This is a genomic window from Pseudomonas sp. XS1P51 (assembly GCF_054897845.1).
Genome location: NZ_CM142707.1, coordinates 3,186,611 through 3,204,922 on the forward strand (window position 1 = coordinate 3,186,611; position 18,312 = coordinate 3,204,922).

Annotated in this window: 14 protein-coding genes and 4 pseudogenes; 7 read left to right on the top strand and 11 right to left on the bottom strand. The window is 58.5% G+C overall.

Annotated features, from left to right (window positions below):
- Positions 1 to 8 precede the first annotated feature (8 nt).
- On the top strand, positions 9 to 1,343 hold the full coding sequence (locus ACYZUD_RS14710) for an NAD(P)/FAD-dependent oxidoreductase (RefSeq protein WP_462024653.1): 1,335 nt from the start codon (positions 9 to 11) through the stop codon (positions 1,341 to 1,343).
- A gap of 53 nt (positions 1,344 to 1,396) precedes the next feature.
- Here ACYZUD_RS14710 and ACYZUD_RS14715 read toward each other — a convergent pair whose 3' ends face one another.
- Positions 1,397 to 2,041 carry an MmgE/PrpD family protein gene (locus ACYZUD_RS14715; RefSeq protein WP_462024654.1) on the bottom strand — a complete coding sequence of 215 codons (645 nt, stop codon included), beginning with the start codon at positions 2,039 to 2,041 and terminating at the stop codon, positions 1,397 to 1,399.
- Positions 2,042 to 2,081: 40 nt separating this feature from the next.
- Here ACYZUD_RS14715 and ACYZUD_RS14720 point away from each other — a divergent pair, with 40 nt between their 5' ends.
- Positions 2,082 to 2,279 carry a hypothetical protein gene (locus ACYZUD_RS14720; protein ID WP_462025217.1) on the top strand — a complete coding sequence of 66 codons (198 nt, stop codon included), beginning with the start codon at positions 2,082 to 2,084 and terminating at the stop codon, positions 2,277 to 2,279.
- Positions 2,280 to 2,319: 40 nt separating this feature from the next.
- On the opposite strand, the pseudogene ACYZUD_RS14725 reads toward ACYZUD_RS14720, so the two are convergent.
- From ACYZUD_RS14725 to ACYZUD_RS14740, 4 genes and pseudogenes are all read right to left on the bottom strand, one after another.
- Positions 2,320 to 2,688 (bottom strand): annotated as a pseudogene (locus ACYZUD_RS14725) (MmgE/PrpD family protein); the annotation flags it as partial.
- Positions 2,689 to 3,005: 317 nt separating this feature from the next.
- Complete coding sequence (locus ACYZUD_RS14730; protein WP_462025218.1) at positions 3,006 to 3,344, bottom strand: hypothetical protein; 339 nt, start codon at positions 3,342 to 3,344, stop codon at positions 3,006 to 3,008.
- A 383-nt stretch (positions 3,345 to 3,727) separates the two neighbouring features.
- Positions 3,728 to 3,979 (bottom strand): hypothetical protein, encoded by a 252-nt coding sequence (locus tag ACYZUD_RS14735; RefSeq protein ID WP_462024655.1) that lies wholly within the window; start codon positions 3,977 to 3,979, stop codon positions 3,728 to 3,730.
- Positions 3,980 to 4,398: 419 nt separating this feature from the next.
- Positions 4,399 to 6,717, bottom strand: coding sequence for a molybdopterin-dependent oxidoreductase (locus tag ACYZUD_RS14740; RefSeq protein ID WP_462024656.1), 2,319 nt, complete (start codon positions 6,715 to 6,717; stop codon positions 4,399 to 4,401).
- 215 nt (positions 6,718 to 6,932) lie between these two features.
- On the opposite strand from ACYZUD_RS14740, the gene ACYZUD_RS14745 reads away from it, so the two are divergent.
- Together ACYZUD_RS14745 and ACYZUD_RS14750 are read left to right on the top strand one after the other, a co-directional pair.
- A complete protein-coding gene (locus ACYZUD_RS14745) occupies positions 6,933 to 8,426 on the top strand; it encodes an aldehyde dehydrogenase (RefSeq protein ID WP_462024657.1) in 1,494 nt (497 codons plus the stop codon).
- Between the two features lie 13 nt (positions 8,427 to 8,439).
- Positions 8,440 to 9,468, top strand: coding sequence for an AbrB family transcriptional regulator (locus ACYZUD_RS14750; protein WP_462024659.1), 1,029 nt, complete (start codon positions 8,440 to 8,442; stop codon positions 9,466 to 9,468).
- Between the two features lie 32 nt (positions 9,469 to 9,500).
- Here ACYZUD_RS14750 and ACYZUD_RS14755 read toward each other — a convergent pair whose 3' ends face one another.
- The gene (locus tag ACYZUD_RS14755; protein WP_462024660.1) at positions 9,501 to 10,577 is read right to left on the bottom strand and encodes an aminotransferase class III-fold pyridoxal phosphate-dependent enzyme; all 1,077 of its coding nucleotides are present in this window, start codon (positions 10,575 to 10,577) and stop codon (positions 9,501 to 9,503) included.
- Positions 10,574 to 10,852, bottom strand: coding sequence for a hypothetical protein (locus tag ACYZUD_RS14760; RefSeq protein ID WP_462024661.1), 279 nt, complete (start codon positions 10,850 to 10,852; stop codon positions 10,574 to 10,576). The genes ACYZUD_RS14755 and ACYZUD_RS14760 overlap by 4 nt, the downstream gene beginning before the upstream one ends.
- 190 nt (positions 10,853 to 11,042) lie before the next feature.
- On the opposite strand from ACYZUD_RS14760, the gene ACYZUD_RS14765 reads away from it, so the two are divergent.
- The gene (locus ACYZUD_RS14765; RefSeq protein ID WP_462024662.1) at positions 11,043 to 12,005 is read left to right on the top strand and encodes an NAD(P)-dependent oxidoreductase; all 963 of its coding nucleotides are present in this window, start codon (positions 11,043 to 11,045) and stop codon (positions 12,003 to 12,005) included.
- 15 nt (positions 12,006 to 12,020) lie between these two features.
- On the opposite strand, the gene ACYZUD_RS14770 is transcribed toward ACYZUD_RS14765, so the two are convergent.
- Positions 12,021 to 12,746: an IclR family transcriptional regulator gene (locus tag ACYZUD_RS14770; protein WP_462024663.1), complete on the bottom strand. Its 726-nt coding sequence runs from the start codon at positions 12,744 to 12,746 to the stop codon at positions 12,021 to 12,023.
- Positions 12,747 to 13,031: 285 nt separating this feature from the next.
- Here ACYZUD_RS14770 and ACYZUD_RS14775 point away from each other — a divergent pair.
- Positions 13,032 to 14,240: pseudogene (locus ACYZUD_RS14775) on the top strand (IS3 family transposase).
- A 48-nt stretch (positions 14,241 to 14,288) separates the two neighbouring features.
- Here the strand turns inward: ACYZUD_RS14775 and ACYZUD_RS14780 are convergent.
- Positions 14,289 to 15,250: pseudogene (locus tag ACYZUD_RS14780) on the bottom strand (tyrosine-type recombinase/integrase); the annotation flags it as partial.
- 199 nt (positions 15,251 to 15,449) lie between these two features.
- Here ACYZUD_RS14780 and ACYZUD_RS14785 point away from each other — a divergent pair.
- Positions 15,450 to 16,080, top strand: a pseudogene (locus ACYZUD_RS14785) (aminotransferase class III-fold pyridoxal phosphate-dependent enzyme); the annotation flags it as partial.
- A 102-nt stretch (positions 16,081 to 16,182) separates the two neighbouring features.
- Here ACYZUD_RS14785 and ACYZUD_RS14790 read toward each other — a convergent pair.
- Together ACYZUD_RS14790 and ACYZUD_RS14795 are read right to left on the bottom strand one after the other, a co-directional pair.
- The gene (locus ACYZUD_RS14790) at positions 16,183 to 16,800 is read right to left on the bottom strand and encodes a helix-turn-helix domain-containing protein (RefSeq protein WP_462024664.1); all 618 of its coding nucleotides are present in this window, start codon (positions 16,798 to 16,800) and stop codon (positions 16,183 to 16,185) included.
- Positions 16,801 to 16,833: 33 nt separating this feature from the next.
- On the bottom strand, positions 16,834 to 18,252 hold the full coding sequence (locus ACYZUD_RS14795; protein ID WP_462024665.1) for an FAD-binding oxidoreductase: 1,419 nt from the start codon (positions 18,250 to 18,252) through the stop codon (positions 16,834 to 16,836).
- Between the last annotated feature and the right edge of the window lie 60 nt (positions 18,253 to 18,312).

Sequence of the window (18,312 nt, forward strand, 5' to 3'; positions counted from 1 at the left end):
GTCCTGACATGTTGAATCTGGCAGACGCAGTAGCAAGTGGTGGACCGTTACCTGCAAAGGTTGACGTCGTTGTCATCGGAGGTGGAATTGTCGGTGTGTCGGCCGCCTATTACCTGGCGAAGAAGGGTCACTCGGTGGCCTTGATTGAAAAAGGCAAGATCGCCGCCGAACAATCGAGCCGCAACTGGGGCTGGTGTCGTCAGGGTGGACGCGCGCTGGCCGAAGTCCCGTTGGCGCGAGAAAGCGTGCGTCTTTGGCAGGGCCTTGAGCACGAGACCGGAGAAGAAAACGGTTTCCACCAGCCGGGTGTCCTGGTAGCAACAAACGATCTTGCTGAGGTCGCGGCGTGGGAGAAATGGATTGAAGATACCCGCGCCTTTGACATGGGCGCCTACATCATAGGGCGCGAGCAAGTAGCGGCTATGACGCCGAACTGCAAGCAGCCCTACCTCGCCGGTCTGTACTCCAAAGTCGATGGACTGGCAGAACCGACCAAAGCCGCACCAGGTATTGCCCGGGCGGCACAACGGCTTGGGGTTTCGCTCCATCAAGACTGCGCCGCCCGGGGTATGGAAACCAAGGGAGGCAAAGTGTCGGCGGTAATCACTGAAAAAGGCGTCATCGAAACCGACGCAGTGATCTGCGCAGGTGGCGCCTGGTCGTCAATGTTCTGTGCGCATCATCAGATCCGCCTCCCACAAGCTGGGGTATTCGCGAGCGCATGCCGCACTAGCGTCGCCCCGCGCATCACCATGGATACCGACGCAGTAGGCAGTGACGGATTTTCTTTTCGACGCCGTACCGATGGCGGCTACACCCTGGCCATGCGCGGTCGCGGCCGAGTCGAAGTAACGCCCCAGGGGCTGCGCTATGCCAAGTGGTTTTTGCCCCTGTTCATGCAGCGAGGCAAAAGCCTCACGCTTGGTCTGGGCAGATCGTTTTTCGAAGGACCGGAAAGCCTGCGGCGCTGGTCAGACAGCGCAACGTCTCCCTTTGAACGAATGCGGATTCTGGATCCGGCACCTGACATGGCATTGCTGGAGCTGGCATTCAAACAGTTTCAGGCGGCTTATCCGGCTCTTGAAGGGGTAAAGATCGTCCAGGCCTGGGGCGGAGTGATCGACTCGACACCGGATGCAGTACCTGTGATTTCTGAAGTGGAAAGCCTGCCCGGCTTTCTCCTGGCCACGGGATTCAGCGGTCACGGCTTCGCCTTAGGTCCTGGTGCTGGACGGTTGGTCGCGGATCTGGCGTGCAATGACACACCTTTAGTCGATCCGCGTCCCTATCGCCATGGTCGATTCTTCGATGGCACCCAGCACAAAGCGGCGGCATGGGTGTGATTTGCATCCGACCTCCGCGACAGCTTTTCAGTACCCGAAACCCTTAGCAGAGCTCACCTCAGCCCGTGCAGCGGTGCCAGCAGCGCGGAAACTGGCGCGCTGCCATCGAGCCGACGTAGTCGGTCAAGCAGTGCCTGCGCCACGTCCGGGCTGATCATCAGAGTCGCGCTGCTGAGAAACTTGCTTTCCAGCTCGGCATCGCTCAACGGCTGTTCGGGGTTACCTTTGCGATGTAGCTGGAAGTGCTCCAGGACCCTGCCGTCGGCGAGAAACACACAAACCCGTGCACTGCGCTGTGAAGGGAAGCCGCTCTCGATTGCGGCGTCCTCGCGCAAGATTACCCGTGCCATCAATCGGCGCGTTTGCGGATCATTCAAGCGCACAGGCTCAAACGCAGACACACCAACCTCGCCATGACACAACGCAGTGGCGACCACATAGGGCAAGCTGAAACGCGCCATCGCGGCTTCAGAAGGCGCCGGCTCGCTGGCCATGGCGATTGCCTGGCGGTAAGTGTCAATCTCGATACGCTCGATCTGATCAATAGCCGGTAGCACCTGCTCACGCAATGCGAGTACCGCATCCACCGCGGCGAAGGTTTGCCCGCAACACGCATGGGCCTTGAACGTGGTATCGGCTGTGTTGCAATACTCGCCAAGCCCGGCGACTGCTATGGACCAGTCCGGAGCGTCACCCATGGCGACACCAAAGCCTGCCTCACCTTCAAAGATATCCAGGATGCCTGTGACACCTGCCGCCAGCCTGGGCTGTCCATACCCCGGTATCTGCAGCATGCCCGGCGTGCAATCGTTTGGTCATGGCCGCGGAGCGGAAGGCCTGCTGAAGCTCGCAATCCAGCAGAGTGGCGCACGCTGCTGCCGCGCCGATGCACCCGACGGTGCCAGTGGTGTGCCAACGCCGGTAATGCAGGGTTGATAGCCTTGGTCAAGCGGGTGGATATCTCGTAGCCGACAAGTATGGCGTGCAGCAACCCGTCGACGCTGGCACCCCGCGCCTCGGCCAGCGCCAGCGAAGCAGCGATCACTGGTGCACCGGGGTGATAAAGCCCGTCACGGTATATGTCATCCAGTTCCAGCGCATGGGCGGCCACGGCATTTACCAGCGCCGCATTGCGCACGCCGTCACGGCGACCATGCAACAGACGAGGCTCGCCGTCTAGACCCTGGCTGGCACGCAACTGCGGCACAGGGTCACAATTAACGCCTGCCAATGCACACCCCAGCCAGTCCATCAACACTCGTCGCAGCGCAGCGCGCTCAATGTTGCTCAACGGGCGATCACGCTGAGTGACGGCATAGCGGGCATATTGGCTGCCGGGGGTCATGGATGAGTTCCGAAACGCAAAGGTATCAGTGCAACGACCGAGCACCTGTTGTGAAAGCCTCTGACTTCGCCATCCTTGCCGCGTATCAAAATGACCGAAGTCTTTGCAAAAGCGAGCATCGGGGGGGCAAATTTATGTTTCTACCGTCTGTAAAGCCCAGATAGACCCTTGGTGAAATGTTCTTTGGATATTTTGACTTTCTGCGGTACCTCGACCGTTTCGCGCCCTCCCACCAACGAGCACCCGGGTGACAACGGGAGCTCGCCGAACGTAATCAAATCAATAGCAAGCGCCGTCAAGCACTCAAAGATGGAACATTAGCTCGAGCCCAAGGCACTGCAGACAATCCTGGCAGTAATTTCGAAATTCCCCAAAGTGAGTCCATCAATCGGCGAATGACTTTTTAGTCGCTCATGAGGTTTACACAACGTCCGATAAAGCCTCCATGCATCCATATCAGGAGACCGCGTCAATACCGTGGTGCCGTAACGGATCAAGCTGCCAATCCGGAATTCGCTGCCCGCGATTACCCGGACAAGGTGGTCTTCAGGAATCAAGTCTTCCAGCGAAGCCGGGAATAGACTGGTCTGGTTGCGTGGCTCACCCTGGATGTAGGCCATAACGAAAAATGCTCCGCATCTTTCGATACGGAGCATTTTCTTTGAACCTCACGCAGATTGCTAGGTTTTCACACAGTCTGCGAAGGTCCTGATTTCAATCACTTACAGAATTCAGTGGAACTCTGCAGCGCAATAATTGGAGCGGGAAATGAGACTTGAATCTAGCCCCTAACCTTTTGATAAAGAATGATTTTCTGCATTATAGCCTTAGGAAGGGACACGATTTTTTGACTCGTTCGACAAGCCTGTCAATAGCTACCGCAAAAAATATTCCATCCTGAGCTACGGAAGGCCATGCGCAGCCATTAGGTATCGAAATTGCTGCCCCCTCACTCGCCGGGCTCCAGACTACCCCACCTCGCTGGCAGCAATAGAAGCTCCAACCTGCAGCGCCTTCTCGTACCTATGGATGTGTAGCTTCAATCGATGGTGCAAGCTCCTAGGCTCGGGTCAACAAGTCCGCTGGCGCTGTCGAACATGGCATAGATCCATGATGCTCCTTTACGGGTGATCTGGATAAAGCCACTCCGCCAGCACCCATTTTTCAATGGTTGAAATGACTCATGGCAAGGAAGAAGGCAAAAAAACTCCAGTGGCACCGGCATCCTGATTATTTTTGCACTGGCCTTCGGCGCAGTCACCTCGATCCCGAAGAATACTTGGATCGTCATTGGTGTCATAGCCGGCATCGGCGTGATTATGTGGCTGCTGACTCGACGCGCAAAGCGACAGCTCAATCAAATCCCGACATCGCCTCCTGAGCTAACTCACCCGCAGAACTCACAAGGTATAGGCCTTACGTTCTTGCGCTTCTCGGGAGGCTCAAAAACACGCTTTACGCGAGGCTTGATGCGCACAAGCCCGCCAGCTTCAACGTAGTTGTAAACGTCGCCGGATGAGTGGATATACCAGTCTTCACCGTGAACATATCCATCAGTTCGGCTTGCGTCGAGAGGGGATTGGTTTATGCCAATTCGACTAAAAGCGAGTAGTGCTGTGGTGCGTTTCTCGGCGGGCGTCCTGTTTTGTCCATCATCAATGATTCAAAGAGGGGGGGGTCGACAATCTACTTTATGTTGTCTGCATTCTCCTAAGCGATACCATGTGGCGGCGTGTGCGCGCTGAGCTCCGGAACGCCCCCTTCAGAAGCCCTGATCGCCTCGACCTGCACTAGACAGGTCTGGGCACTGCACCCTTGGGAAAACGACGATGCCGGCAGATCCTTGGTCAGCACATTGGGATTGCCATGTTTTTCCAGCGGTTGATCAGCGGTCCAGTCCACCGGGTCAAACCAAGCGCCAGTGGATAGCTTGACCACCCCCGGGCGCATCGCATCGCTCAACACCACGCCGGCTAAGCAACTGCCACGGTCGTTGAACACTCGCACCAACTCACCGGCCTGGATACCTCGTGCCCCGGCGTCAGTCGGATTGAGCCAGATCGGCTCGCGCCCCTGGATCTTGCTGGCAAGGCTGTTGGGGCTATGGTCGAGCTGGCTGTGCAAACGGGTGGCCGGCTGATCGGTGATCAGGTGCAGCGGATAGCTCTGCGCCAACGGGCTGCCAAGCCATTCATCCGGTTCCAGCCAGCAGGGAAAACCCGGGCAATCGGCATAGCCATAGTCGGCAATGGTCTGACTGAACAGCTCGATCCTGCCCGAGGCGGTCGCCAGCGGATGGGCCAGTGGATCCCCGCGGAAGTCTTCGAGCATAATTACCGGCCGATCAGCCTTGGGCAACGCCACCAGGCCTTCAAGCCAGAAGGTCTCAAAGTCGGGCATATTCACGCCGCTCTCGTGCATATACTGTTGCCAGCCACCATAGAGATGCTCCAGCCATTGCTGTGCAGTTCGGCCCTCGCAGAATTTATCTTCGATACCCAGTCGCTTCGCTAACTCACTGAAAATCGAGTAGTCGTCGCGCGCACTAGCATGCACCGGCAACGCCTGCTTCATGGCTCCGATAAACGGCTCGCGAGACGCATGAAAGATATCGTTGCGCTCCATCGGTACGGTGGCCGGAAAAACGATATCGGCCGCCTTGGCCAGGGCAGTCCAGAACGGCTCGTGGACGATCACCGTCTGCGGCTTACGCCAAGCCTGCATAAGTCGGTTGAGGTCCTGATGATGGTGGAACGGATTGCCACCGGCCCAGTACACAAGCTTGATGTTCGGGTACTGGTGGGTCTCGCCGCAATACGTGAACGACTCTCCGGGATGCAGCAGCATGTCGGCGATGCGTGCCACCGGGATAAATTTCTTGACCGGATTGAAGCCTTGAGGAAAGGTCGGGCCTTTAACCAGTGGATGACTGCTGCCCATCATGTTTTCTGCGCCGTAACACAGGCCGAAGCCTCCTCCTGGCAGGCCGATCTGCCCGAGCATCGAAGCTAGCGCCACCAGCGCCCATACCGGTTGCTCACCGTGGTGGGCACGCTGCAGGGACCAAGCCATGTTGATCATGCTGCGCGAGGCGAACAGATCCCTCGCCAACTGGCGAATGTCGTCTGCGGGCAAGCCGCAGATCGCCGCCGCCCAGTCCGCGGTCTTGACGATGCCGTCGCGGGCTCCCGTCAAGTAATCCCGATACACATCAAAGCCGACACAGTACTTTTCGATAAAGGGCTGATCGACCTTGCCCTCAATGACCAAGGTGTGGCATAGCCCGAGAAGGAGTGCCGTATCGGTGTTGGGTATGATCGGCCACCATTCAAAGCTGGCGCCGGTTTCCAGATCACTGCGCACTGGGCTGATATTGACGAAACGCACACCCGCCTCGGCCATTTTTGCCAAAGCACCCGGGATTCGATGCTGCACAGTACCGCCCACCGCGATCTGCGCGTTTTTTGCCGGTACTCCGCCAAAGGTCAGGAATAACTGGGTGTGCGCGGTGAGGGTCGGCCAGTCTGTGTGCTCCGCCATAAGCCGCTCCATCGGCGCGACCACATAGGGCATCAAGGCACGGGCAGCACCCAGACTGTAGGAGTCCATGTGCCTAACGTAGCCGCCGAAACTGTTGAGAAACCGGTGGATCTGGCTTTGTGCATGGTGAAAACGCCCTGCGCTGGACCAACCGTAGGAGCCGCCAAAAATCGCCGAGTTGCCATGCTGATCCCGTACCTGCTTGAGCTCTTCGGCGGCCAGGCTCAGGGCCTCGTCCCATTCGAGTTCGACGAACGGGTCGCTCCCGCGCACCCCATTGTCGCGACCTCCGCGCCGCGCCGCCAGCCACCCGGCACGAACAGCCGGTTTGCGGACACGCGTCTTGAGCAGTGCCGGAGCAGCGGCATAGTCGCCGATAGACGTTGGGCTGGGATCGTCGACGTAAGGCTTGACGGTCACATCTGCGGTCATGGCATTTTCGACTTCGTAAAGACCCCAGTGAAAGGCCATATAGGTTTTGGTCGTCACCGAACACCTCTATAACGGAATTTAATTCCGTACTATGGAACATCACCCTTACAGTCAATCAAGCCCATTGAACTGCTTGAATGGCACTGTTGATAGCAGTTGACAGCATCGTACATTATTTTATACCGTAGAATCATATTTCACACAGTAGAATACTAATCAGTAAATTACTCGTTGCCATCGGCGAGTGCCCACATTAATTAGAGGAACTCACCATGACCACCTCTGCAACACCGCTGCCACGCTATGGCCTGTTCATCGATGGCAAAGAATGCGCCGCTCTGGACGACGCTTGGTTCCCATCGTGCAATCCTTTCGACGGCCAACCTTGGGCGGAAATCGCTCGGGGCGCGGCGGCCGATGCGGAACTGGCGGTTGACGCTGCAAACCGCGCGCACAGTCAGGGCGCCTGGCCACAAATGACCGCTAGCCAACGTGGTCACTGCCTGATGCGCCTAGCCGACCTGATCGTCGAGCATGCACCACGACTGGCCGCAATCGAAATGCGCGACAACGGCAAGCTGGCCAGCGAAGTCACCGGGCAGGTTCGCTACACCGCCGAGTACTACCGCTATTACGGTGGCTTGGCCGACAAAGTCGAAAGTGCAGTGCTGCCTACCGACAAGAAGGGTGTGTTTGCCTATACCCGCTACGAGCCCAAAGGGGTTGTTGCGATTATCACACCTTGGAATTCGCCTCTTTCATTGACCAGTTGGAAGTTGGCTCCCGCCTTGGCTGCGGGCTGCACTGTGGTGATCAAACCGTCGGAGTTCACCTCGGCCTCGATGATCGAGTTCGTCAAGCTGTTTGAATTGGCAGGTTTCCCCCCAGGCGTGGTCAACGTCGTGTGCGGCTTCGGCCAGGAAGTGGGCGAACCATTGGTTACCCATCCTCTGGTCGCCCATGTTGGTTTTACCGGTGGGGAAGCGGCAGGCCGACGAATCTATGAACTTGCGGCCCGCCATTTGAAAACCGTTACCCTTGAATTGGGCGGCAAATCGCCGAACATCGTGTTCGACGATGCCAACCTTGAGCAAGCACTCAACGGTGTGGTGTCCGGGGTTTTCTCCGCAGCGGGCCAGACCTGTGTCGCCGGTTCACGATTGCTGGTGCAAGCGTCGATTCACGATGCCTTCGTGGAAAAATTGGTCACAATGGTGGAAAACGCTCAGCTCGGTGACCCCTTGCAAACTTCGACCCAGATCGGCCCGATCGCAACGCCCGGACAATTCGCCAAGATCGTCGACTACATCAAGATTGCCAAGGACGAAGGTGCCGTATGCGCGGTCGGTGGCAAGACTCGGCCGGACATTGGAGCCGGCTGTTTCGTGGAACCGACCATCTTCACCGGCGTCGATAACAGCATGCGCATCGCCCGTGAGGAAGTTTTCGGACCGGTGCTGGTAGTGATCCCATTCAAGGACGAAGACGATGCACTGCGCATCGCCAATGACACTATCTATGGCCTGGCCGCCGGGGTCTGGACCCACGACTTGCATCGCACTCTCTATATGGTCGACCGACTCAAGGCCGGTACGGTGTGGGTCAACAATTACCGTTCAACCAGCTACACCTCTCCGTTCGGCGGCTACAAGAATTCCGGCATCGGCCGGGAATCGGGTGTACAGGCCATTCACGAATTCCTGGAAACCAAGTGCGTGTGGATTTCCACTGATCTTGAGGTCGCCAACCCTTTCGCGCAGCGCTGAGCGGAGGTTTACCGTGCAATTGCTTCGGTCTCTAGCCATTGGCGCGTTGGGTGGTGCGCTTTTCGGTGCACTGAGCATGCCCCTGGCATGGATGCTCGGGCCACTGATTGCCAATCTGATAGCCGCTGTCGCTGGTGTTCGAGTCGCGGTGCCCAATCGCTTGCGCGAGTATTTTCTGGGTGTGCTGGGCTTGCTGCTGGGCGGCCAGGTGACCGCCGAATTGGCAGCTCGTGCGCTGGAATGGCCGTTGTCGGCAGCTCTGCTGTTGGCAGGAATCGCCGGATCGACCGCGGTAGGCGCCTGGTGGTATCGCCATTGCGGTTTTGATCGCGTCAGCGCATGGTTCTCCGCTGCCCCTGGAGCCCTGACAGCAATGATCATGCTGGGCGAAAAGGCCGGTGGAGACCCCCGTCGTATCGCCGTGGCGCAATCTCTGCGAGCCTTGTTCATCGTATTAGTGCTGCCACCATTTTTTGTCCCCTACGGCCAGTCCGCCAGCGGCGCGGAGCCGGGTATGCCGGCCACGCTGTCTGCCAGTTGGTCACTGCTGGCCTTACCTCTGCTGATTTCGGTGGGTACTCGTCTGCGCTTGCCCAACCCGGCGCTGCTGACACCCATGCTGTTCGCGGCTGTGCTGGGGGCAACCGGCAACGCTCACCTGGCGTTGCCGCCCTGGGGAGTGGACGGCATGCTCTGGGTGTTGGGCAGCGCTATCGGCGCACGGTTTCAGGGACTAAAGGTTGCCGAAATTCTGCGCTACGCCTGGCAGGCAGCAATCTCCAGCCTACTATCCTTGGCCGTGCTGGCGGCCTTTGCCTGGGTCGCCCATTGGGCGCTGGGGATTCCCTTGCATGTGGTGATTCTCGCCTTCGCACCGGGAGGGATCGGCGAGATGGCGCTGCTAGCGGTGACCCTGCACATCGATCCGGTGTTCGTGGCATTTCACCACTTGTTGCGGCTGATCGCGCTGCTGCTGATCGCCCCTGTGTGGATGAGCCTGATATCAGGCAGTCGCGCACCCACCAATCCGGCAGATCCTTAGCCAAGCCTGCATCAGGCTTGGCTAAGGCGCTATCAGAGCTCCACCAAGACCGCGTCCAATGCCTCTTCAAGAATTGCGGCGACAGTGCGCAGCTCATCTGCGGTGATGATCAACGGTGGCGAGAACGCAATGCGGTTACCGACAAATCGCAGGATCAGTCCGCGGGCGCGACAATGATCATCGATTCGCTGAGTGATCTTGAAGTCCGCAGGATGCATTTCACGAGTGACCTTGTCGGCAACGATCTCGAGCCCACCAATCAGCCCACAACCGCTGAAGTGGCCGACCAGTGGATGGTTGACCAGGGCACCGATACTTTCCAGGAACACTGGCTCCAGTGCCTTGACGTGGCGAATCAGGTCCATCTCTTCATAAATACGCAGGGTTTCGAGGGCGACTGCAGTGGTCGCCGGGTGGCCCGCGTAGGTGTAACCATGCACGAAGCGGCCCATACGGTCGCTCTGCATCGTCATGCCCTGGAGGATTCGCTCGTTGAGCAATACCGCTGAGATAGGCTGCATGCCCGCAGAAAGAGCCTTGGCACAGCAAATCATGTCAGGCGCCAGGCCGAAGGTCTGGGTGCCCCACATTTCACCGGTGCAGCCGAAGCCACAGATGACTTCGTCGGCCACCAGCAAAATGTCGTACTTGCGCAGGATCGCCTGCACCTTGTCAAAGTATCCGGCCGGCGGCAGCACCGCCCCACCCGCCCCCATCACGGGCTCCGCCCAGAATGCACCAATGGTTTCCGGCCCCTCCTCCAGGATCAGCGCTTCCAGCTTGTCGACCAGGCGAGTGGCGTACTGATCTTCGCTTTCACCGTCCAGATGATTGCGGTAATAGTTGGGGAAATCGGTATAGAGAAAGCCTGGAAATGGCAGGCCAAAACCGTCATGGAATTCACTCTTGCCAGTGAGGCACACACCAATGGCCGTGAAGCCGTGGTAGCTCATTCGGCGGGAGATGATCTTGCGCTTGAGCGGCTTGTTCTGGGCATTCCAGTAGTACCAGACCAACTTCACCGCAGTGTCGTTGGCCTCGGAGCCTGAGCACTGCAGGAGCACGTGGGACATCCCCTCCGGAGCAATAGCCAGCAAGGCCTCGCTCAAGGCCAGCGCCTGTGGTGAGGTGGCATTGCGAAAGGTGTGGTAGTAGCCCAGTCCTTAATCGCGTCATAGGCCACCTTGGCCAGGCGCTCGCTGCCAAAGCCCAGCGAAGCACACCACAGGCCGGCCGCGGCTTCGAGGTAGCGCTTGCCTTGGTCATCGTAAACGTACACACCTTCGCCGCGCTCGATCACAAAGGGCTTCCCGGCCTGCACATGGGTGTGTGGGTGAAGCATGCCGCTGGTGAGCAGTTCAGTACTGCTGTCACTGGTATTCATGGTCACTCCAAGTGATGTGGACTTGGCAGGGGACTTGAAAAACAAGAGCGTATTGCGCCGTTGGTATAATTATTATAGTTTCGTACAGTAGAATTTATATTTACCAGACGGAATACAGCAATCATACAATCACCTCGTCAATCGAGTGGGCCTGCGAGCCCTCTTCAACACCTACCCTGGAGAACCTCCAATGCCCCCTGCCGTAGACCCCAGGCCACTGATCATCAACCAGAGCACCCAAGCGCTTGGTGAGCGCTTGCGCCAGCACCACAGCCGCCCGCAGGTCCTGGACAGCCCCGCCGACCCGCCGTGGATCATCGATCAATGCGCCGAAGTGCTGCTGCTCGGTGGCGCCACACCCTGGCGGCAGGCACCCGCTGCGCCTCCACTGGGCTGGCCCCATCGATTGCGCTGGGTGCAGGCGCAATCGGTGGGCATTGACGCCTACCCACAATGGCTGCTTGGCAGCGTGCTGTTTACCCTGGGTAAGGGCCTGACAGCAGGACCGATCGCCGAATACGTCTGCGCAGCAATCCTGCGCCAGGAGCAGCCATTGAACCGACTGGCTGTGCACAGCGTGGCCGAGTGGGTCGCGTGGCAACCCTCCGGCCTGCAAGGCAAGACGCTTGGAATACTCGGCTACGGGGCCGTGGGCCAGGCCGTTGCGATACGCGCCAAGGCCCTCGGCATGGCCGTGCAGGTCATGCGCAGTGGTCCTTGGCTAGACCCGCCCGTCGGTGTGACGGTAGCCACCTGCGCGCAACAGTTGTTCGCGGACTCCGATCACTTGGTACTAGCCGCCCCGGTGACCCCGCAGACACTGCGGATGGTCGACGCGACACTCCTTGCCTGTGCTCGGCCAGGCCTACACTTGATCAACGTGGCGCGTGGTGAATTGGTCGACCATGACGCGCTGCTTGATGCCCTGAGAAGCGGGCGGGTTGGCGCCGCCACCTTGGATGTCACCCATCCGGAACCGCTGCCCGACGAACATCAGCTCTACACGCTGAACGGAGTGCTGATCACACCGCATTGCGCTTGGTACAGCCCGGCCTACGAGCAAGGTCTGGGCGACCGGATGCTCGAGAACCTACGACGCTACCTGGCCGGCGAGAGCTTGCTGTACACACTCGACCTGGCACGTGGCTATTGAGCAAAGGGCCCCGGCTCAGGGCTCGCCATAGAATCGCGACCCCAGATCGGCGCTCAGTCGTGCAGCCGTGTCGAACACCATACGGCGGTATTCGACGACCTTCTCCGGGGTGAACCGAGTACCGGGGCCCGACAATGTGATAGCGCCAACCAACCCCTGACCGGTGGCGAACACCGGTGCGGCAATCCCGGTGATGTCCGGACCGCGCTCCCCTGTGGACATGCGCGGCAAGGTTTGCAGCACTGCATCGCTGGCGGTGACCGCGCTATCGGTGGCGCTGTGGGCTGTCAGGATATGCCCGGCAGCGCCGCGATCCAGCGACACCGCTTCACCCTCGGCGACATGCTCGCGGAGGATTTGCGCAGAGTCCTCGCGAAACAGACAGATACGCATGTCGCCTTCGCGACGAAAGAATGAAGCGCTCTCACCGGTCACCTGCACCAGGTCGTACAACGCCGGACGAATCACTGACTCCAGGCGGAAATTGCGCTGGTAGAGCGTGCCCAGGCGCAATGCCTCGGCTCCGATTCGATACTGCTTGTCGGCGGTCAGGGTCACCAGTCGCGCCTGCTGCAAAGAAGTCAGCAGGCGCATGGCCGTGCTCATCACATAGCCGCTACGCCGGCTGATGTCGGTCAGGTTCAGGGACGGCGTGGCATCGCTGAACAGGCCGAGTATGCGTAACGCCTTGTCGACGGCCTCTACGCCTTTGGTCTTTCGCTCGGGAGGGGATGAAGTCATGTGGACGGACACTCGATAGCTTGAGGATTCAGCGTGTGATCAGCGGCCAGCGCGCACATGGTAGTGGCACTGGTCAGCAGTAAGGATGAACGCTTGGCACCCAGTTGTTGTTTTAAGATATTCTATTATCTGAACATTAATTCTACCAGGTGAAATTATTAATTTCCTCCAGTGGTTCGCTTTAACTGCTCTTTATAACAAGAAATGCCGATCAGGCCCCAGACTGACCTTTCCCCTGAAAAACGTATCCCTTGCCAGCTGTCTCAATAGCCGCAAGGATACGACATGACTAAGTCCAAGACAGACCGCGTTAAATACACCCTTGAGTTCAAGCTTGAGGCCGTGCGACTGGTTGATACCGGCCTGACGCTTGCTGCTGCCGCTCGTTCACTGGGCATGTCCGATCAAACGCTGTTCAACTGGGTCAAGGCTCCTCGACAAGGCAGGCTCACCGGCGCTGACATCAAGCCTGTCACTCCCGAGCAGATGGAGATAAGCCGTCTGCGGGCCGAGCTGACGCGCGTCAAGATGGAGCGCGACATTCTGGAAAAGGCGACGGCGTACTTCGCAAAAGCATCCAGCTGAAGTACGCATTCATCTTTACTCATCGGCGTCTCTGGCCTATTGGCGTGCAATGCCGGGTGCTGGGCGTCAGTGCTACCGGCTTTCACGGTCACCAAGTCCGCTGTGCAGCCAATTGCCCTCAACGAGGAGTCAGCGACACGGCATTGCTCGTACACATCCGCGTCGCTCATGCCCGCAGCCGTGGCAGCTATGGCTGGCCTCGGATCTGGCAGGGTTTGCTGGCCGATGGTGTTCGTGTCGGCAAGGAGTGTGTGCAGAAGCTGATGCAGCTCCACGGTATTTACGGCAAGGGAAAACGACGTTTCAGGGTCACTACTGATAGCGCCCACGACTTGCCTATTTCACCCAACCTGCTGGATCGCCAGTTTGCCGTGACGGAGCCTGACAAGGCTTGGGTTGGCGACATAACCTACATCCCGACCGATGATGGGTTGGTTATTTTTTGCAGTCGTTATCGACCTGTTCAGCCGTCAGATTGTGGGTTGGTCGATGGATGAGCGGATGAAAAGCAGCCTGGTGACCGATGCGTTGCGCATGGCCTGGTTCAAGCGCCATCCGTCAAAGGACTCGGGGTTGCTGTTCCATAGTGATAGGGGAAGTCAGTACGCCCAGCTTCGACTTCCGAAATGCCCTCCAGGCCTACGGCATCGCCAGCTCCATGAGTCGACGTGGCAACTGCTGGGATTCTCAGTTCACTATGCTCAGGAACGTCAGTTCAATCTGACCCATGCTGGGATTGGCTCGTTGAAGGTGGAGCGCCTGCATGGCCTGAGATTCAAAACCCGGCGCGCCGCCAAGGACGAGGTCATTAACTGGCTGCTGTGGTACAACCAGGATCGTTTGCACTCGACACGGCTTTACGTAAGCCCGATGCAATACGAGAAGAACTGGCAGATGCTACAACCTTAGATACCCAACCCGGACGCCGGGTTAAGGGATACGCTTCTCGGGGGCAAGGTCAAGCGCCGTCGAAATCGTAGCCCTCATCCCATGCCCGGTCAGTTGGTCGGCATACCCCATTCGACGCAACGCTCCATTCAAGGTGTTCTCGCTAATGCGCTTGCTTAGGTCGCTCCGGTGCGCGAACAAATAACGCTGCGCGGGGACAACCTGGCTCAGCATCTGGCGCACTATTTCAAGCGTTTGGACCGACAATGGCACGACGTAAGGCGGTATGTTTGAGGTCTGTTTCCCTGCCTTGCGCATCCCCATCTTAAGCTGCTTCACTACTTCCGGCGGGATGATCCACAACCGCTGCTCCAGATCAAACTGGTCGGGCGTCGCCAAGCGCAGCTCGCCGGTACGCACCCCCGTCAGCAGCAACAAGCGAAGACCTAGACGTGTTTGGATTGCGCCACCGTAGCCACGAAGTGCAGCTAGCAATACAGGCAGCTCGTCCATACGAAGAAAGGGATTGTGTGCGACAGGAAGTCTGGGAAGCGCTACCACATCAAGGTCCGACTCGGGATTCTGGTCAAGCCCCTCCACCTTCACCAGGGCGTATCGGAACAATTGTTTGAACCAGGTCCGACATTTTTCCGCTGTCGTTAACGCCTTGCGTTGTTCGATTCCGCTCAGTAGGTGCATCAAGTACGCGACCCATTGATCAAACACCGCTTCAAAGGTGTGCTCTGCCGCATTACGAACAGAGCGACGCTGCTGTTTACGATACTCATAAGGATTGATGCCTTGAGCAACCAAGGCACGCGCCTCATCACGGCGTCCACGCCTTCTTTGAGACTTATCTGCGGGTAACTGCCCAGAGACATGCGCTTCTGCTTGCTTGCCCGGTAGTAACGGAAAAGCCAGACTTTTCCACCGCTGGCCGTCACATTGAGTGTGAGACCATCACTGTCACCGAGGGTGTAGTCATTACCTGTGATTCGGGCGTGCCGAACAGCCATTTCTGAGAGTGCCATCGCGAGCTCCTGATCAGAGTCAGGGCCAGATGCTCATCTCGCTATCCAAGCTGCTCCAGCAATAAACCGATTCAGTACGCGTCAGAATCCTGGACTTAAACGCACCGGATGGTGCTGGCGGGCAGCGTCGTGACGGCACGAAGATCCAGGCACGCCGAACCATTCCGACTTATCGGAATACAGGGTGCCTTTATTTCCTTTGGACCCCGAGTTTGCCCAGGCCCTGCGGCGGTTTTGCGATGAGCACGGCATCCGGATCATCATTGACGAAATTCAATCGGGCTTTGGTCGCACCGGGCAGCGCTTCGCGTTTTCCCGACTGGGCATCGAACCGGACCCGCTGCTGGTCGCCAAGAGTATCGCCGGGGGTATTCCGCTCAGTGCAGTGGTCGGCCGCAAGACGCCGTTCGACTCACTGCCTAAGGGAACCCTGGGCGGCACCTATTCAGTCAACCCGATCGGCTGCGCTGCAGGTCTGGCCACGCTGGCGCAGGTGAGTGACGAGAATCTGGCGACCTGGGGCGAAAGGCAGGAAAACGCCATCGTCAGTCGCTACCACGCATGGCAGGGAAAACAAGCTTTCTCCCTACCTTGGACGTCTGACCGGGGTTGGCGCGATGCGGGGTATCGAACTGACCACGCCGGAGGGCAAGCCCGCGACGCAACAGTTGGCAGCGCTGGTCGCCGCAGCCAGAAGCGCCGGGCTGTTGTTGATGCCCAGCGGCAAGGCCCGCCACATCATCCGCCTGCTCGCGCCGCTGACCATCGAACCGCAGACCTTGAACGAAGGCCTGGACATCCTGGAGAACTGCCTCGCAGAGCTGGCTTGATACGCTCTGGCGCATTGTCGGACAGGCACTGAATCCGTGGGGGTTCATTGCCTGGCCGCAAGCGCTGCCTTCACCTGTCGCGCACCGATTTATACGGTACGGTTAGCTGGCAAACACCCACAGCACTTCGGCGTCTTCCTCGCCATCGCTGGTCCACTTGTGCCCAAAACTGGAGTCGTAATACAGGCTGTCTCCAGGATCTAGAAAGACCGGTGCATAGAGTTGCGAATGCACCACCAGTCGTCCTGAAAGCACGTAGACGAAGATCTCTCCGACATGCACCGGCCACTCCGAGTATTCCCCCGGCAGCTTGGCCGTCACCCGGGTTTTGAGCGGCAGCATTCGCTTGTGCTTGAGATCGGCAGCAAACCAGATATTTTCGCAGGTGCCGGTGCTTGATACCAAGCCATGGGAATGCCGGTTCACGCTGCGTCGTCCCAGTGATGCCGGCGCATCGTCGTCCGACAGCAAGGTCACGACATCGATACCAAAACCGCTGGCGATCTTGCCGAGACTCATGAGCGTCGGCGACAGCTCGTTACGCTCTATTTTTGACAAGGCTGAAAGCGACAGCCCGGTGTGTTTGCTGGTTTCCACCAGCGTCCATTTGCGCTCCCGGCGCAGGTTGTTCAACCTGGCACCGATGTTGATAGCGGCTTTGTCGACCGTCATTTCGCTGTAGTCGGCCTGCGACCGAGCAATATCCAGATCTATGTCCATGGGGCAGCAGTACCTAAAGTATGTAAGTGAACGTCAGTCCAGGATTTTTCCGGGGTTCATCCGGCAGTCAGGATCGAATGCCGCTTTTACCCTCTTCATCAAGGCGATTTGCGCATCGCCTTTGCTGTGTTTGAGTCGTGTCTTGTTACTTTGGCCGATGCCGTGTTCAGCGCTGATCGCACCGCCCAGGGCCAGGGTTTCTTCGTCGACGATCCTGTTGATGCGCGCCGCAGCCTGCTTCAGCGCATCCCCCTCGTAGTCCGCAGGGTTCAACATATGAATCACATGCAGGTTGCCGTCGCCGATGTGCCCGACGATCAACATCTGCCCGTCCGCAAACTCTTCGTTCAAGCGCCGTTCGACGTTACGCACGAATATCGCCTGGCCACTCAATGGCACTGCTGTGTCATGGGTCACCCCGTACCCGGCGCGTTTGTTCGCTTCTGAAACGTTATGACGAACACTCCACAGGGCTTGCTGCTGGGCCGTGGACGACGCCAGGACCGCATCGTCAATGACCCCGTCCTCCAGCGCTTCACCCAGCAATTGCTCCAGAGCATCGCGCAGGTTATAGCTGTCCAGGGTTTCTGTGACCTCGATAATCAGCGCCCAGGGCGGAACCTCGGACAGCGGCCAGGTCGGACCCTGCATATGGGTCAGCACCGTCTCGATCTGCGCGCGGTTGATGACTTCACAGGACAGCAAGCGGTCGCCAAGCCGCGCACGCAGCCGAGTCAGCAAGGTCAGTGCCGATTCGATCTCCTGAAAGCTCACCATCGCCGATTCACGGTGGCGCGGCGCTGGAAATACTTTAAGTGATGCGGCAGTCACGATACCGAGCGTGCCCTCGGCACCGATAAACAGATGTTTAAGGTCGTATCCGGTGGTGTTTTTGCGCAACGGTGCCAGCCAGTTGCACAGCGTTCCGTCCGCCAGCACCACCTCCAACCCCAGGACCAGATCGCGCATGGGGCCATAGCGCAGCACTGCCGTGCCACCGGCATTGGTGGAAATGTTGCCGCCAATCTGGCAACTGCCCTCCGCCCCCAGGCTCATGGGAAAAAAGTAGCCATGCTCGGCGGCAAATTCCTGAATGCGCTGCAACACGGCACCGGACTCGACGACCATGCAGCCATCCACCTCATTCAATTCGCGTATTCGATTCAGTCGCCCGAGCCACAGCACCAGCGCAGTACCCGACGCATCTGGCGTGGCGGCACCACAAAGACCGGTGTTGCCACCCTGGGGCACGACCGCAATGCCATGCTCGGCGCACAGACGCATGAGCGCGACCACTTCCTCGGTTGATCCAGGTCGCGCCACGGCGCACGCATCGCCCTGGTAGCGATCACGCCAGTCATTGACGAACGCTTGGATATCGCTGGCTTCGGTGAACAGGTTTTCAGGCCTGACAATGGCACTCGCCGCACGAATAAACTCACTGTTTTGCAAAGCAAATCCTCCAGATTTCTGACCTTTCGGGCGTTTTCCGAAAGTATCCGGTTCCAAACA